The 15,064-nt window shown below is 59.1% G+C and carries 14 protein-coding genes; 8 read left to right on the top strand and 6 right to left on the bottom strand.

Features of this window, described 5'->3' with window-relative positions; all coding sequences use genetic code 11:
- Positions 1-105: 105 nt before the first annotated feature.
- Positions 106-999, bottom strand: a complete 894-nt coding sequence (locus tag PSV43_RS16365) for an RNA polymerase sigma factor RpoD/SigA (protein ID WP_300199627.1) — start codon at positions 997-999, stop codon at positions 106-108.
- Positions 1,000-1,398: 399 nt separating this feature from the next.
- Here PSV43_RS16365 and PSV43_RS16360 point away from each other — a divergent pair, with 399 nt between their 5' ends.
- Positions 1,399-2,394, top strand: a complete 996-nt coding sequence (locus tag PSV43_RS16360) for an alpha-ketoacid dehydrogenase subunit beta (protein ID WP_300199624.1) — start codon at positions 1,399-1,401, stop codon at positions 2,392-2,394.
- Between the two features lie 47 nt (positions 2,395-2,441).
- The gene (locus tag PSV43_RS16355; RefSeq protein WP_300199622.1) at positions 2,442-3,734 is read left to right on the top strand and encodes a dihydrolipoamide acetyltransferase family protein; all 1,293 of its coding nucleotides are present in this window, start codon (positions 2,442-2,444) and stop codon (positions 3,732-3,734) included.
- 152 nt (positions 3,735-3,886) lie between these two features.
- Here PSV43_RS16355 and PSV43_RS16350 read toward each other — a convergent pair whose 3' ends face one another.
- Positions 3,887-4,717, bottom strand: coding sequence for a hypothetical protein (locus PSV43_RS16350; protein WP_300199619.1), 831 nt, complete (start codon positions 4,715-4,717; stop codon positions 3,887-3,889).
- 65 nt (positions 4,718-4,782) lie between these two features.
- Positions 4,783-5,370 (bottom strand): hypothetical protein, encoded by a 588-nt coding sequence (locus PSV43_RS16345; protein ID WP_300199616.1) that lies wholly within the window; start codon positions 5,368-5,370, stop codon positions 4,783-4,785.
- A gap of 129 nt (positions 5,371-5,499) precedes the next feature.
- On the opposite strand from PSV43_RS16345, the gene PSV43_RS16340 reads away from it, so the two are divergent.
- A complete protein-coding gene (locus PSV43_RS16340) occupies positions 5,500-5,853 on the top strand; it encodes an MmcQ/YjbR family DNA-binding protein (RefSeq protein ID WP_300199613.1) in 354 nt (117 codons plus the stop codon).
- A gap of 216 nt (positions 5,854-6,069) precedes the next feature.
- Here the strand turns inward: PSV43_RS16340 and PSV43_RS16335 are convergent, their stop codons facing one another.
- Together PSV43_RS16335 and PSV43_RS16330 are read right to left on the bottom strand one after the other, a co-directional pair.
- Positions 6,070-6,603 (bottom strand): hypothetical protein, encoded by a 534-nt coding sequence (locus PSV43_RS16335; RefSeq protein WP_300199611.1) that lies wholly within the window; start codon positions 6,601-6,603, stop codon positions 6,070-6,072.
- Between the two features lie 15 nt (positions 6,604-6,618).
- Positions 6,619-7,374: an exodeoxyribonuclease III gene (locus tag PSV43_RS16330; protein ID WP_300199608.1), complete on the bottom strand. Its 756-nt coding sequence runs from the start codon at positions 7,372-7,374 to the stop codon at positions 6,619-6,621.
- Between the two features lie 116 nt (positions 7,375-7,490).
- Here PSV43_RS16330 and PSV43_RS16325 point away from each other — a divergent pair, with 116 nt between their 5' ends.
- The 4 genes from PSV43_RS16325 to PSV43_RS16310 all read left to right on the top strand — a co-directional run bounded on the left by PSV43_RS16325 (position 7,491) and on the right by PSV43_RS16310 (position 10,927).
- Positions 7,491-8,126, top strand: a complete 636-nt coding sequence (locus tag PSV43_RS16325) for a class I SAM-dependent methyltransferase (protein ID WP_300199605.1) — start codon at positions 7,491-7,493, stop codon at positions 8,124-8,126.
- Between the two features lie 89 nt (positions 8,127-8,215).
- Positions 8,216-9,130, top strand: a complete 915-nt coding sequence (locus tag PSV43_RS16320) for a hypothetical protein (RefSeq protein WP_300199602.1) — start codon at positions 8,216-8,218, stop codon at positions 9,128-9,130.
- A 169-nt stretch (positions 9,131-9,299) separates the two neighbouring features.
- Positions 9,300-10,304 (top strand): hypothetical protein, encoded by a 1,005-nt coding sequence (locus PSV43_RS16315; RefSeq protein ID WP_300199599.1) that lies wholly within the window; start codon positions 9,300-9,302, stop codon positions 10,302-10,304.
- Between the two features lie 11 nt (positions 10,305-10,315).
- The gene (locus tag PSV43_RS16310; RefSeq protein ID WP_300199596.1) at positions 10,316-10,927 is read left to right on the top strand and encodes a YdeI/OmpD-associated family protein; all 612 of its coding nucleotides are present in this window, start codon (positions 10,316-10,318) and stop codon (positions 10,925-10,927) included.
- Between the two features lie 80 nt (positions 10,928-11,007).
- Here PSV43_RS16310 and PSV43_RS16305 read toward each other — a convergent pair whose 3' ends face one another.
- Positions 11,008-11,883 carry a LysR family transcriptional regulator gene (locus PSV43_RS16305; RefSeq protein WP_300199593.1) on the bottom strand — a complete coding sequence of 292 codons (876 nt, stop codon included), beginning with the start codon at positions 11,881-11,883 and terminating at the stop codon, positions 11,008-11,010.
- Between the two features lie 92 nt (positions 11,884-11,975).
- On the opposite strand from PSV43_RS16305, the gene PSV43_RS16300 reads away from it, so the two are divergent.
- Positions 11,976-15,023 carry a DUF2339 domain-containing protein gene (locus PSV43_RS16300; protein WP_300199590.1) on the top strand — a complete coding sequence of 1,016 codons (3,048 nt, stop codon included), beginning with the start codon at positions 11,976-11,978 and terminating at the stop codon, positions 15,021-15,023.
- Positions 15,024-15,064: the final 41 nt, after the last annotated feature.

Genomic DNA, 15,064 nt, shown 5'->3' with positions numbered 1-15,064 from the left:
CGGTGGTGTGGGAGCCCTGACGGGTGCAATCCCGTCAGGGCCACCCGATCTTTACAAAAAAGCCGGGGTCTTGCGATACCCGGCTTCGTGATTGTGGTGAGGATCTTAATCGTCCTCAGCTTCGGCGGCAGCGGCCTTCTTGCGCTTCTTCTTGCCACCGGCATTGCGGAGAGCCTTTGGAATCGGGTCTTCCTTCTTCTGCAGCGCACGGCGCAGCTTGCGCAGCGCGATGTTTTGCAGCTGACGGATACGTTCGCGCGTGACGCCAAACTCCTGACCGACTTCTTCCAGCGTGCGGGGCTTTTGGCCGGCAAGGCCGAAGCGGGCATCGATGATCTTGCGTTCGCGTTCGTCGAGAACGGTCAGCAAGCCATCAAGCTGGCTGTGCATGTTCTTGTGCGAGAGCAGGTCGAAGGGGGTCTGGGCGTTTTCGTCGCCCACGATTTCGCCGAATTCGGTGCTGTCGTCGTCGCTGATCGGCGCATCGAGCGAAGCTGGGCGCATGGAGGCGACCTTGAGCTGGCTGAGCTTGGCACGATCAATGCCGATTTCTTCGGACAGTTCGTCGTCGGTGGGTTCGCGGCCGAGTTCTTCGGACATCGCCATGGCCACACGGCGCATCTTGCTGATCTTGTCCACCATGTGGACAGGAAGGCGGATGGTCTTGGACTGGTTGGCGAGAGCGCGCTTGATGGACTGTTTGATCCACCAGGCGGCGTAGGTTGAAAGTTTGCCACCCTTGTTCGGGTCGAAGCGTTCCACGGCCTTCATCAGGCCAATGTTACCTTCGGAAATGAGGTCGAGAAGTGGCAGACCGTAGTTGGCGTAATCCTGAGCGATCTTCACCACGAGGCGAAGGTTCGCACGAATCATGTGCGAACGGGCTTCGGGGTCGCCACGTTTGATGCGTTCAGCAAGCTCGACCTCCTGGTCGGGAGTCAGCAAGTCAGTCTTGCCGATCTCACGCAGGTAAATCTTAATGCCTCCGTCAAGTTCCATATAAAGCGTTCTAGGTTGGTAATACGATACAAGGACCAACGTCCTTGCCCCCGACTGGGACGCAGGGGGTAGTCAGTATAAAAGCAATTTTACACTTCGCTCGTGTTTTTTGAGCAAGTTTGCGGCCAGCATAGAAAAATGGACCGAAGAGATGTGACACAAGTGAAGAATAGACAATCTCCGTTCAACTAAACTTTCAGGTGATCGTCAACATCATTTCTAAAAAAAGTTAAGATTTATTAATAAAATTACCTGCAAATCGGCACTTTTTGAGCTTTGAGAGCCACAGGGCGGCCATTTGGGCTTTTTATCTGGGCTGGCAGTTTGTCCTTTCTCGATGAAGCCGCCCGCTTGACACTGCACGCTCCTTCCCCGACTTACTGGTCCCTCAAAATTGCCATGCCCCGCCAAATTTCCTACCGCGAAGCCATCCGTGAAGCCCTTGACGAAGAAATTGCCCGCGATCCCATGGTCGTGGTCATGGGTGAGGAGGTCGCCCAGTATAACGGTGCTTACAAAGTGACTGAAGGCCTCTGGGACAAATGGGGCGACAAGCGTCTGGTGGACACCCCCATCAGCGAGGCTGGTTTCATCGGCATGGGCATCGGTGCTAGCATGCTGGGAGTGCGTCCAGTGATGGAGCTCATGTTCTGGAGCTTCTACACGGTCGCTTGGGATCAAATCGTCAACAACGGTGCCATGGTCCGCTACATGAGCGGCGGCAAGATCAACGTCCCCATCGTCATCCGCGGCCCCGCCAATGGCGGCACCAGCGTCGGCGCCACCCACTCCCACACCCCGGAAAACATCATGGCCAGCTTCCCCGGCATGAAGTGCGTCTGCCCCAGCAACGCCTACGATGCCAAGGGCCTCATGAAAGCCGCCATCCGCGACAATGACCCCGTCATGTTCATGGAGAGCACCAAGCTCTACGGCGAAAAATGGGAAGTCCCCTCCAACGACGAGTTGCCCAATGGCGAACTCTTCATCCCCCTCGGCCTCGCCGATGTGAAGCGTGAAGGCACCGACATCTCCCTCATCGCCCACGGCAAGGCGGTCATCACCTGCCTGGAAGCTGCCAAGATCCTCGAAGAAGAGCACGGCATCAGCGCCGAGGTCGTCGATCTGCGCACCATCCGCCCGCTGGATGAAGACACCATCCTTGCCTCCGTCGCGAAAACGCACCGCGCCATCTACGTCGAAGAAAACAAGCCCTACTGCGGTATCGGTGCCCAGATCGCCTACATGATCCAGGAGCGTATCTTCGACGAACTCGACGCCCCTGTGCAGCGCGTGTGCAGCCTCGACTCCCCTGCGATCTACAGCCCGCCGCTTGAAGCTCTCCAGCTTCCAACCGCCGAAGTCGTCGTCGCCAAAGCGCTCAGCATTTTCTGATCCGCCCCTTCTTGCTCATCTAGAACCTTTTATCTCGTTTTCCTGCCATGCCTAAATTCATCGAAATGCCCAAGCTCAGTGACACCATGACCGAGGGGACCCTCGCCAAATGGACCGTCAAGGAAGGGGACAAAGTCACCGTCGGCAAAGCCATCGCCGACATTGAGACTGACAAGGCCACCATGGAATACGCCAGCCCGTTTGAAGGCGTGCTGCACAAGTTCATCGCCACCCCCGGCGGAAAAGTTCCCCTGGGTGCTCCGCTGGCTGTGATTCTTGAAGACGATGAGGCCGTCCCGGCAGATCTGGATGAACTCATCGCCAAGGCTAAAGCCTCGGCGGCTCCGGCCCCTGCGGCTGAGAAAAAACCTGCCGCATCCGCCACGAAGTCTGCGTCTGCCGGTCCTCGCCTTCCCCAGGCTCCGCAGCACAAGAGCCGTGCTGTCGCTGGCGGTGCCGCTCTCCGCGTCAAAGCCTCCCCGCTCGCCAAAAAGGTCGCGGCGGAGCGTGGTGTCGATCTCCACTCACTCGTCGGCACCGGCCCTGGCGGCCGCATCGTGCGTGACGACGTGGAAAACGCACCTGTCGGCGGCGCTTCCGCCGGCCGTGTGGCAGCCACACCGGCCATCCGCCCTGTCATTGGCCCTGAAGACGAACGCGTGCCTACCAGCAGCATGCGCAACATCATCGCCGAGCGCCTCCTCGCCTCCAAGACGCAGATCCCGCACTTCTACCTGCAGATGGAGATTGATGCCGGCCCGCTCATGTCTTTCCGCGCTCACCTCAATGCTTCTGCCGAGAAGACCGGTGGCAACAAGTACACCGTCAACGACTTCATCCTCAAGTCCGTCATCCGCGCCGCCGAGGCCCAGCCTGCGATCAATGCCGCGTGGGATGGCGATGCCATCGTGAAGTTCAAGTCCGTCGGTCTCAGCGTCGCCATCGCCATTGAAGACGGCCTTGTCACTCCGGTCATCAAGCAGGCGGAAAAGAAAACGCTGCTTCAGATCAGCCAGGGCGTTAAAGATCTCGCCGGCAAGGCCAAGAACAAGAAGCTCAGCCCGGATGACTTTGCAGGCGGCACCATCACCGTCTCAAACCTCGGCGCCTTTGGCATCGACCAGTTCGCCGCCATCATCAATCCACCGCAGGCCGCCATCGTCGCCATCGGCAGCATTCGCTCCGCCCCAGTCGTCAATGACAAGGGCCAGATCGTTGTCGGTCAGCGCATGTGGGTCGGCCTCAGCGGTGACCATCGTGTCGTCGATGGAGCCGTCGCCGCCACCTTCCTCGCCGAAATGCGGAAGCTGCTGGAAAACCCGGCGCTGATGCTGGTTTAAGCCCGCAGGTTTGTCGTAGGATGGGTGTGGCGACAGCCCGCCCGTCCTGAGCGTGTGGCAGGCTCCATGGTGTAATAACGTGCTCGCAGTCGGACGGTTTGGCGGAGCGTGCTGTGGGCATTGAATCATTCTCGCCGCCAAACACATCCAACCTACGCCCAGAACGGCAGGCGGCGTTCCAGCCAGTCGATGTCTTCCTTTTGCAGGAAGCTCACGTAGAGCACCATCATCGCGAGCCAAAACAACACGAGATTGTACGACGTCAGGCTGATGCCCGCGTGCAGGAGAAAGCCTGTGCCAAAGCCATACCACCGCCAGCGGCGGACCATGAGCAGAATGGGAATCAGCAACTCAGTGAGCAGTGTCAGGTACGTGACCACTTTCAGTACAAAGCCATAGTTCAGCACCCAGAGACCGGGCCAGCGCGCATTGTGAGAGAGCAGGAAGAAGCTCATGAATTCCCCGCCCATCCAGTACTCGTTGCCCAGTCTTGCCAGCACCGTCTGCAGGTAAATGACCACCAGTTGCGCCCGCATCAGGGTCAGGCCGTAGCACAGCACCTGTGTCTCCGGCACCATCCGCTTGCGTGCTTTACGAGACCGCCAGGACCAGCAGGCAGGCATCGGCGAGATCAGCACCAGAAAAGCGGTGGAGCGCAACACCTCATCCCAGCCCACCAGCATCAGCGGCGCCCGCATCGCATAGGACACATACCACACATACACGATCACCGCCGCCACCCGCGACCACACCCCGAACAGCAGCAGCAGCATGCCCACGCCGCTGAACAGCATGTAGGTGCTGACCGCCGAAAGGTCATGGCACAGGTCAAACACCGACAGGTAAGCCCCCACCGTGAATTTCCGCACAACCTCCTGATCAATCATCCCGGCGTCAGTGAAGAAGGTCGCCCGATCCGGCCAGATCTGCATCAGGTTCAGCAGAGACACCAGCGCAAACGCGATCCGCACAGCGGCATACACCCGCGCGTCTGCCGGACCTAGAAACAGACCGGTGAAACGGGATGGAAGGCTCTTCACGCTCACCGTCATGGCGTCGGTGGGTTGGCGGTGTTCCTGGCCACGAGCGCACCCAGCCTAAACGGCCCCAGCACCGACGGGCGCTCCACCGCGATCTCTTTGAGCGTGCGCACTCCCAGCAGGCTGCGAGTGTACAACGGCAGCGCCTCAAGGCTCACCTCGGCATCGGGGCCATAACGCCCGGAGCTCAGCAGCGCGGCGGCGGCGCTCTTCATGTAGGATTCGCGAAACACCCCACGGGAGGGGTTGAAGATGGTGTTCATCATCCAGTTGTGGAACCGCACCTGATCGTTCTGGGAAAACCTCCGCAAGCCCGGCAGCACCATGCCCACCAGATGGGGCTTTTGCCCACCCTCCTTGACGACCAGCCGCGCATCGAGGCTGTGCATGTTCGGAATGGTATCAAACATGTTCCAGACCTGATGGCTGCGCGTGATCCGCTCATAAAAGCTGAATACCGGAGTCAGATGAATCCGGTCACGCCAGGGCAGAGGCAGCACGCCGAAAAGCAGAAAGATCAGATGCACCGTGGCAAAAACCACGATCACTTTTTCTCGGCTGGTTAGGGAGGACACACGCATGAGCTGTGCTGCCAAGAAAGAACCGGGATGCCCCGTTCATCAAACGAATAGAACAGCATTCGGAGCATCTCTCCGTCAGCCGAGGGCGACGAACCTCCATCGTTGTATTTGCACGGCTGCCCCCGATTCGCTTATTTTACCAGCATGGAACTGCCCGACGTTATCGAACAATGCCTGAGCCTTCCCGGTGCGGAAGAAACGCAGCCCTTCGGCCCCGAGGCGCTCGTGTACAAAGTCGCCGGCAAGATGTTTGCCGTCACCTCTCCCGACGAGTTTCCCGCTCGCATCAATCTCAAATGCGACCCCGAGCGCGCCATCGAGCTCCGCGATGAACACAAGGGCATCAAACCCGGCTGGCACATGAACAAGAAACACTGGAACACCGTGATGCTGGATGGAACCGTCCCCCCAGCGCTCGTGCGGGAGCTCGTCGCGCATTCCTATCAGCTCGTGGTGGATGCGCTGCCGAAGAAGGTGCGGGAGAAGCTCGGAAAGTAGCCCCGTTGCGCAGCAACGGGTCGTCGCTGAAGCATCCCGGAGGGATGAAAGAAGATAGCCGGTGGTGAAGCGAGGCTTGGCGAGCGAGAACCACCGGACCACGCACACCGCATCCCCTGCTCAAGGGCGCATGCCGGAGGTATGCGAGAAGCGTCTGACACCCAGCGTGAACGAGGAGTCATCAAACAGTTCTCGGCGCTTCAAGGTTCACCCTGGCTACCCTTGTCGGATCTCTTCTGAATGGATCCAAGTGCGAAGGATACTGTGGCGGCAGTCATAATGAGAGATTGGATCGACCGCTCTCAATCGCTTGATCTCTCTCCAAGCAGAATCCCAGTCTATCTCATCAGTGAGAGCAACTCTGGAAGAGGAATCTCCATTTTGTTCGAAGACACGCCAGATGGGCAGGTCGGTTGCAGCAGTTGAATCAAAATAGGCGTCCAAAAAATATGAGAACCAGCCACAATCCATTCCCATGCTTAAGTTTGAAAGACTGATTAATCCCCATGGAGTTTTCGGACCAAAACCAAACTCGCAGTACGCGATACCTGTGTTCGATTGCGGATGACTCAAAACCAGCCAACCAGGAAAAGTTGGGTCGGGGTTTTCTTCATCCCCATATTCCCATTCAAGAAGAACCTCCGTAGGCTCCACGAGAAGACTGCGAATATGAGAGACAACACGAAGATCCTGCAGGCTCGGAATTTCGGCCTCGATGAGTGCTTGAATCGTCGTTGCTGTAAGAGCCATATGGAAATCTGACTATCACCCCACCACCAGTTCCACCGGACAGTGGTCACTCCCGCGGATGTCATCACGGATCGTGCATGACTTCAACGCCGACTTAAGCTTCTCCGAAGCGAGCCAGTAGTCCAGACGCCACCCAATGTTCTTCGTACGCGCCTCCGGCGTGCGCTGCGTCCACCAGGTATACCGCCCCGGATTCGGATCGAACTGGCGGAACACATCAAGGAAGCCGGCGTCGAGGTGCTTGGTGAAGCTGGCACGTTCGTCATCGCTGAAGCCGGGGTTCATGCGATTCGATTTCGGATTGGCGAGATCGATCTCCTGATGCGCGCAGTTCAGGTCGCCGCAGGCGATGACGGGCTTGCTCTTCTCCAGCTTCTTCAAATGGGCGCGATACGCATCATCCCAGGACAGGCGATAACTCAGCCGGGCAAGCTCGGCCTGCGAGTTAGGCGTGTACACATTCACCAAGTAGAAATCGGGAAACTCCACGGTGATCAGCCGCCCTTCGCGGTCATGCTCATCAATGCCGAAGCCCAGCGTGTTCGTCTTGAAAGGCACGCGGCTGAGGATGAGCGTGCCGGAATAGCCCTTCTTCACCGCGCTGTTCCAGACGGCGTTGTAGCCGGTGAACCAGCTCAGATCCACCTGCTCCTCCTGCGCCTTGGTTTCTTGCAAGCAGATGACATCGGCATCGCCATCGAGCATGTATTCGCGGAGACCTTTGCCGAGGGAGGCTCGGATGCCGTTAACGTTGAAGGAGGTGAGTTTCATGGGGGGGGATGTCGAATGACGAATGCGGAAGGACGAATTAGGCCGGAAACTGGGATCGTGAAAGTGAGGAATGGGTGGGGGTTGCGAATCGTGGTGTTCGCAGCTTTGACTGCCGCATGAGTTTTGACCTGCTTGCACCGCATTATCGTTGGATGGAGGCGCTATGTGCCGGTGGGCAGTTGCAGCGCTGCCGCACCGCCTTGCTGACAGCCCTTTCCACACCGCAGCACGTGCTGGTGTACGGCGAAGGCAACGGCCGCTTCCTCCTCGAACTCTGCCGCCATTTTCCCGCCGCACACGTGACGGTGGTGGAAGCCAGCGCGGTGATGATCGATCTCGCCCGCACACGGCTTCAGCGTGCGGGACTGGCCCATGCGTACGTAGAATTCATCCACGCCGATGCTCTCATCTGGCAGCCACCTGTAGCCACATTTGATCTCATCGTCACCTGCTTCTTCCTCGACTGCTTTCGCGCGGATCAATTGCAACAGTTGATCCCCACCATCGCCAGCGCGGCCACTCCGGATGCGCAGTGGTTGCTCGCCGATTTTCAAATCGCCCCCGCAGGCCTGCGGCGTCTCTCCAGCCGGGTGATCGTGGGCTTTCTGTATGCGTTCTTTCGCTGCGTGACACGCTTGTCAGCAAATGAACTGGTGAACGTGGAGCCGTATCTGACGGCGGCGGGATTCACGCGCCATGCGCGGCGTGAGTTCATTCTGGGCCTCTTGTTTTGTGAAGCGCGGCAGCGTTGAGAGATTGCGTCTCATGATCGTCACAGAACTTGCTCAGTGGATGCCAATCCACGCAGATCAAAGCGCATGCGTGTGTGCTTTATCTGCGCATGGACAACAAACCACACTCCCCGAATCGGTGGTTGCTTGCGCTGGGATTCAGCGCCGTGGCAGCCGTCTCATTATCAACCGCCAGCGCCGGCACACCCGCCGCTGCGAAGAATCCCGCCGTCGATGCTTTTGACTGGAAGGAGAACACCATCTCCCCGGTCACAAACCCGATGTATTTTGAAGACCCGGTGATCCGCTCCGAGATCCGCCCCATCTTCATCTATCACAACTTCGACAGCCAGTTTGTCACCGGCCGTGGCAGCGCCCGCGTGGCCGCCGTTCAGTTCCGCTATGCGATCACGGACCGCCTCGCCTTCATCGCCACGCAGGACGGCTACCTGAACATCAATGGCACCGGGGTGAAAGGCGGCGGCTGGATGGATCTGGCGGCTGGTTTTAAATATGCGTTGATCAATGATGTCGAAAACCAGTTCATCCTGACACCGGGCTTCACCTTTCAACTGCCGACAGGTGACAACAAGGTCTTCAATGGCCGTGGTTCAGGCCAGTTCAATCCCTTCGTCTCCTTTGCGAAGGGCTTCGGAGATCTGCACCTCACCGGGAACATCGGTGCGCTCATCCCGATGCTGCGCGCCGAACAGAACACCATGGCGCATTACAGCCTCATGGTGGACTACTACGTCTGCAAATGGTTCATCCCCTTCGCCACGGCGAACTTCTGGACCACGCTCAACAATGCCTCCAACATCCCCGGCCTGCGCAGCAATGGCTATGATGTGATCAACTTCGGCGCGGGCAATGCACGTGGCACCACCCAGGGCATGCTGGGCATTGGTTTCCGCTCACGCATTCAGAAGAATGTCGATCTCGGCTTTGCCTATGAAATGGCGGTCGTGAAACCCTATGGCCTGTCCAACAACCGCTTCACCATGGACATGAGCATCCGTTTCTAATTTCGAGTCTTTTTTTTGTTGGGTCCGAAGGTAAAGTTGAGCCGCGCACAGGGACGAAAGTCCCCGTGCGTTTCTGTTGCGGGCCTGCTGTTTGCGACTGGTGGGGCAGAGGAAAATGATCTAAGTTGCTGATGAGGAGAGCCGTTGCATCATGGCCTCCCTGACCACCATGAAATGCTTCGCTCTTACCCATGCCGCCAGCGCACTTGCGCTGATTCTCGCTCTTAACTCCTGTGGCAAGCAAGAGCAGCCCGCCGCCGCCACGCCGCCACCTGCGCCAGCACCGGTGGCCGCCAAGCCTGTCGCCCCCGTTCCTGCCCCTGCCAAACCCGCAGAGGCGTTGTTTGCCGCTGAACCCGTGGATCTGAACGGATTTGGCAGTGACGAGCATGTTACGCGCGTCGATGAACCGACCCGTGGGGTGATCGTCATTGAGCCCAAGGACATCAAGCACTCCTCCCAGCAGCACTGGGATCAATACGACTGCGAGAGTTTCACTGCCAAACGCTGGGGCCGCTATGAGGTGCGCGTGACCTACACGCTCAGAAATGCCTCGCTGGGCACGCAGTTCCGCTTTGCCCAGCAACCGCTGAAAAAGACGCTCATGGCCACCAGCCAGCCCAAGCGCGTCGTCTATGGGACGGTGTATGTGGAAAAGCCCACCATGTATCCCTTTTCGCTTTATGCCGCCGCCACTGGAACGGAGCCCGGCTTTGAAATCCAAGAGGTGGCCTTTGTGCCTGCGCCTGAAGGCCCCGCGCCCGTGCAGGCTGCGGATGGCAGCATCGTGCTGGACGCCAGCAGCGCCACGACGTGGTCTGAAAGCATGCGCTACGAACCGAAATCCGAGAAAAATTGCCTCGGCTTCTGGACGAGCGAGGACGACTTCGCCGAATGGGATTTCGAAGTCACCAAACCGGGCCGCTACAAAGTGACCGTCGTCCACGGATGCGGCACCGGCAATGAAGGCAGCGAAGTCGCGGTGAAGCTCGGGGAGCAGGAGCTTAAATTCACCGTCAAAGACACCGGAGGCTTCCAGAAGTGGTCCGAAGTAGCCGTCGGTGAAGTAGAGATCAAAAAAGCGGGCAAGATGCGTGTGGTGATTGACCCCGTGTCGAAAACCAAGAGTGCCGTGCTCGACGTCAATAAGGTGGTGCTCACACCGGTGGGCTGAGTCACGCAAGCATGGACTGCGCGCGCACGACCACCCGTGATCCCGAAACCTGGCTCGATCTCGCGCCGGATTTTTCGCAGACCATGGCGCGGCAGGTGCGCGGCTGGATTCAGCGGTGGGAGCCTGACCTCACCGAGTCCATCAAATGGAACATCCTGTGCTTCAGCGGGCGGAAAAACATCTGCGGTCTCAGCGCCTGCCAAAAGCACCTCGGCATTACTTTCTTTCGCGGCACGGAACTGCGCGAGATCACGGATTTGTTTGATGGCGGAGAGGTCAATACCAGCATCCAGACCATTCGCGTCACCAAGCTGGAGAAACTGAATGCAAAGGCCTTGCAGCGCCTGGTGCATGCGGCCGTGGCGCTGGATGCCGATGAATCCGCCAAGCCGCCACTGCCAAAGAACCGTGCCGAATGGCCCATGCCAGCGGCACTTGCCAAAGGCTTGAAGCAAAACCCGGCGGCTGCGGCGGGCTTCAAGGCCATGAGCATTTCCTGCCAGCGCGAGTACAAGGTGTGGATCAGCACCGCAAAGCAGGAGGAAACCATCCAGCGCCGCCTCGGCGAAACACTCCGCGCCCTTGCCACCGGCAAAAAGTGGGCGGAGCGCAAAGAGGCATGAAGATAAGCAGCACTCACGGCACGAACAAAGACAGGCCGGTGGCGCTCGCTCACCAAGCTTCGTCTCAGCCTCGCAGCACCTTACCGGACCAGTTCACCGGCCAGCGCGGTCGCTTCCGCAAGGAAGGCCTCGCCCAGCGGTGAAAGTCGTCCTGTCCAAAGGGCGCCGAAACACAGTGGCGGGAAATCAACCAAGGGGAGTGCTTTCACGTTGGCGGGCAACTCGATGCGTGGATGGCGAAGAATTAATCCTGCGCCGAAACCTTCGACGACGTAGCGCAGCACGAGATCGAAGCTGCCGACTTCGAGGCTGGGGAGCCATTCGAGACCCCGCTGGCGCAAGGAGGTCTGAAATGAACGCGACACCACATCTCGGGCCTCCAAGGTGACGAGGGGCAAGTCGATGCGGTCCTTTTCGAAAATCTGTTCGGCCTTGGTGATGCCGCTCTGCTTTGTAACCAGCAGGACCATGGGCAGCCGGATCAGTTCGCGCGACTCAATGTTGGCCACGGTTTTTTCCATCAGGGTGCCGAACCCAATGTCCACCTCCTGTGCGGCCAGGAGAGACTCAATTTCCTGCTGACGGCCATGGGTGAGCGTGAAATGAAAGCCCTTCACTCGCTGGCGCATGCGCCCAAATAGCTCTGGCAGGTAGTCTCGCTGCACGACCTCTGCGGAGGCAATGCGCAGCCGGTTTTCACCGCCGCCACGCAGGCGATCGGCCATCTCGGTGAGACCGCCGAAGAAGGGCGCGATGAAATCATAGAGCGTCTGCCCCTCGCGCGAGAGCTGGAAGGGGCGGCGCTGGTACAAGGTGACGCCGAGTGCGTCTTCGAGCTGCAGAATCTGGGCGCTGATGGCGGGCTGCTGAATGCCGTAGGGCATGGCCCGGGCGGCAGCACTGACGCCGCCGTGACGTGCCACGTAGTAGAAGAGTTCGAGGTGATGGACGTTCATGCCAGGGAAAGGCTATACGGTTTATCAATGATGCCACGTGGAAATATCAATTTCCCTTGTCTGCCGATCCCTGAGAGACTGCACCATACCTTATGGATGAAATCATTTTCCTTCTCGTGATGATCGGTGGCGCGGTGCTCATCGTGCCCATCATCGCGCTTGTCTTGGCTGCCAAGGCGCGGCGGCGCGTCGAGGAGCTGGGTGCCGAAACCGGCTCACTTCGAGAAAATGCCACGCGCAATATCGAACGCGAGGCACGATTGATCCAGCGTATCGAAGCGCTCGAAGCGGCGAACAAGCAGCCGCAGCAAGCTCCCGCAATGGCTGCGATGGCGGCGTGCGCCCCGCCTGTGGCACCGCGTGAATTCATTGCTGCGCCTGCACCCGTTGCCCCACCAGTCATCGAAGCGGCGTCCACTGCGGAATCAGCACCGCCGCCGATTCCGCTTCCCGCTCCCGTCTTCGCCCAAACACCCGAACCGCCACCCAGCGTTCGCAGTTCGGATTTCAGCCCATCGGTTGCGCTCGAACCACGTCCGGCAGCGGCGCCAAGCATCAATCTGGAGCAGTTCATGGGCGCGAAGCTCTTCGCGTGGGTGGGCGGACTGGCTTTGTTTCTCGGCATCATTTTCTTCGTGAAGCTCAGCATTGAGCGCGGCTGGATTTCGCCGGAACTGCGCACGGCGATTGGCTTTGTCATCGGTGCGGGACTGGTGGGCGCGGGCGTCGTGATCCAGCGCCGCAAGGCGTATGCCACGCTCGCGCATACGCTGTGCGCGACGGGCATTGTGGTGCTCTATGGTGTGAGCTTTGCGGCACATGCGCTGTATCACATTCCGCCGTTTGACCACGCGCTGGTGACGTTTGGGTTGATGACGTTGATCACTGCAACGGCGTTCCTGCTGGCAGTGCGCATGAATGCCCAGGTGGTGGCAGTGCTCGGCATGCTCGGGGGCTTTTTGACACCGATCCTCTGCTCCACAGGTCATGACAATCCTAGCGGGCTGTTCAGCTACATCGCGCTGCTGGATATCGGAGTGCTGGCTGTAGCTAAGAATAAACGGTGGCTGTATCTCACGGCATTGGCTGCAGCTGGCACGATCGTCATGCAGGCGGGGTGGACGGTGAAGTTCTTCCACTCATCGAACTATGCGATGGGTTCGGCGACGTGGATTCCAGTGATCGTGTTTCTGGGCTTTGCTGCGCTGTTCATGCTGGCTGCGTGGTGGTCACGTCAGCGTGCAGATGACGATGCCTTCCCTGCCGGATCGGCGCTGGCGCTGTGCGGCAGTGCGATGCTCGCCGCAGGCTTCTTCCTTGATTTTGGCGCCATCACCGAACGGCCAGCGCTGCTGTACAGCTTTGTGCTTGGCATCAATGCCATTGTTTTGCTCATCGTGTGGCAGCAGCCGCGTGTGGCTAGGGCGCAAGGCATCATCGCCGCAGTCACGTTTCTGCATCTCACGATTTGGACGACGTCGAAACTCAATGCTGAACTGCTGCCGTATGCACTGGGCATTTATCTGGGCTTTGGCATGATGCACACCGCGTTTGCGGTGCTGTGGCAGCGGCGCAGCCAGTCCGCCACGCTCTTCATGAGCTGGACGCCGGTCATTTCGCTGGTGCTGCTGCTCATGCCGGTGCTGTGTCTGGATTCGGTCAGCCTTATGCTGTGGCCGGCGATCTTGCTTGTGGATTTGCTTATCATTGGGCTGGCGGTTTTCACGGGTGCTTTGGTTCCGGTGTTGGCGGCACTGGCACTGACGCTGATCACGGCGGGAGCGTGGCTGTTTCGTCTGCCTTCGAACACCACGGGCGGGCTGGGGCCGTTCCTCATCGTGCTGGGTGGCTTTGCGGTGTTGTTTGGCATCGCCAGCAGCTTGCTTTCGCGCAGGATGCCCAAGGTGCCGTTTGCTTCCATGCTGCCGGTGAGTTCGGCGGTGCTGCCCTTTGCGCTGCTGATTCTCGCCACGCTGCACCTGAATGTGGTGGATCCTTCGCCGGTCTTTGGCCTCGCGCTGCTGCTCACGGTGTTTCTCCTCGGTCTCGCCTGCATCAGCGGAATCACGGTGCTGGTGCCCACGGCGCTGGGCTGTGTGCTGGCGCTTGAGTGGGCGTGGCATCAGCAGAGCTTCAGCGTGGAGCATGCCACCACGCCTCTGCTGTGGTATCTCGGTTTCTATGTGCTCTTCACGGCATTTCCGCTCGTGTTTGAGAAGCTCTTTGCCAGGCGGCAGCTTCCATGGATCGCGTCTGCTGCGGCAGGTTTGGGGACCTTTGGCCTTGTGTATCGTCTCGTGGGTCTGACCTGGCCCAATGAGATGATGGGGCTGCTGCCGGTGGCCTTTGCCATCGCGCCGCTGCTGTGCCTCGTCTTTGTGCTGAAGCAGCACAGCGCGGACAATCCTGCGCGTCTTGCTCAGCTTGCGTGGTTGGGAGGTGTGGCGTTGTTTTTCATCACGCTCATCTTCCCGATCCAGTTTGAGAAGCAGTGGATCACGATTGGCTGGGCGCTGGAAGGTGCGGCGCTGTGCTGGCTTTTCCGCCGGGTGCCGCATCCAGGACTGCGAGGCACGGGCACGGTGCTGCTGGTCGCTTCCTTCGTGCGACTCGCGCTCAATCCTGCGGTGCTGGAATATCAAACGCGGGGAGAGACGGCGATCCTCAACTGGCAGCTGTATGCCTACAGCCTTTCTGCGCTGGCGCTGTTTGCCGCGGCACGCTGGCTCACTCCGCCGAACGATTGCTGGAACAAGGTCAACCTGCGCGGCCTGTTCTGCGCCCTCGGCGGTGTCCTGATTTTTCTGCTGCTGAACATTGAGATCGCGGATGCCTTCACGCCTGCGGGTGAGCGGTCGATCACCTTTGACTTCGATGGGAGTTTTGGCCGTGACATGACTTACACCATCGCGTGGGCCTTGTATGCGCTGGTGCTGCTCATGCTCGGCATCTGGCAGCGCAATGCGCCCACACGGTATGCTGGCATCGGCTTGCTCGCGGCGGCGTTGCTGAAGCTGTTTCTGCATGATCTTGCGAACATTGAAAGCATCTACCGTATTGGTGCGCTGATGGTCGTGGCTGTCATTGCGCTGGCGGCTTCGTTTTTGTATCAGCGTTTTCTGAGTGATGACCTGAAGTGATTTTGGAACTTTAAATTTTTTCAGTGAACGCCATGCGCCCG

Origin of the sequence: Prosthecobacter sp. (assembly GCF_029946185.1) — a bacterium.
GTDB lineage: Bacteria > Verrucomicrobiota > Verrucomicrobiia > Verrucomicrobiales > Verrucomicrobiaceae > Prosthecobacter.
This window is presented reverse-complemented; position numbering and strand designations above follow the sequence as displayed.

Excerpts from the sequence above, each read along its gene's own strand:
- PSV43_RS16365 (WP_300199627.1), bottom strand. The coding sequence starts at position 999 with ATGGAACTTGACGGAGGCATTAAGATTTACCTGCGTGAGATCGGCAAG.
- PSV43_RS16360 (WP_300199624.1), top strand. The coding sequence starts at position 1,399 with ATGCCCCGCCAAATTTCCTACCGCGAAGCCATCCGTGAAGCCCTTGAC.
- PSV43_RS16355 (WP_300199622.1), top strand. The coding sequence starts at position 2,442 with ATGCCTAAATTCATCGAAATGCCCAAGCTCAGTGACACCATGACCGAG.
- PSV43_RS16340 (WP_300199613.1), top strand. The coding sequence starts at position 5,500 with ATGGAACTGCCCGACGTTATCGAACAATGCCTGAGCCTTCCCGGTGCG.
- PSV43_RS16335 (WP_300199611.1), bottom strand. The coding sequence starts at position 6,603 with ATGGCTCTTACAGCAACGACGATTCAAGCACTCATCGAGGCCGAAATT.
- PSV43_RS16330 (WP_300199608.1), bottom strand. The coding sequence starts at position 7,374 with ATGAAACTCACCTCCTTCAACGTTAACGGCATCCGAGCCTCCCTCGGC.
- PSV43_RS16325 (WP_300199605.1), top strand. The coding sequence starts at position 7,491 with ATGAGTTTTGACCTGCTTGCACCGCATTATCGTTGGATGGAGGCGCTA.
- PSV43_RS16320 (WP_300199602.1), top strand. The coding sequence starts at position 8,216 with ATGGACAACAAACCACACTCCCCGAATCGGTGGTTGCTTGCGCTGGGA.
- PSV43_RS16315 (WP_300199599.1), top strand. The coding sequence starts at position 9,300 with ATGAAATGCTTCGCTCTTACCCATGCCGCCAGCGCACTTGCGCTGATT.
- PSV43_RS16310 (WP_300199596.1), top strand. The coding sequence starts at position 10,316 with ATGGACTGCGCGCGCACGACCACCCGTGATCCCGAAACCTGGCTCGAT.
- PSV43_RS16305 (WP_300199593.1), bottom strand. The coding sequence starts at position 11,883 with ATGAACGTCCATCACCTCGAACTCTTCTACTACGTGGCACGTCACGGC.
- PSV43_RS16300 (WP_300199590.1), top strand. The coding sequence starts at position 11,976 with ATGGATGAAATCATTTTCCTTCTCGTGATGATCGGTGGCGCGGTGCTC.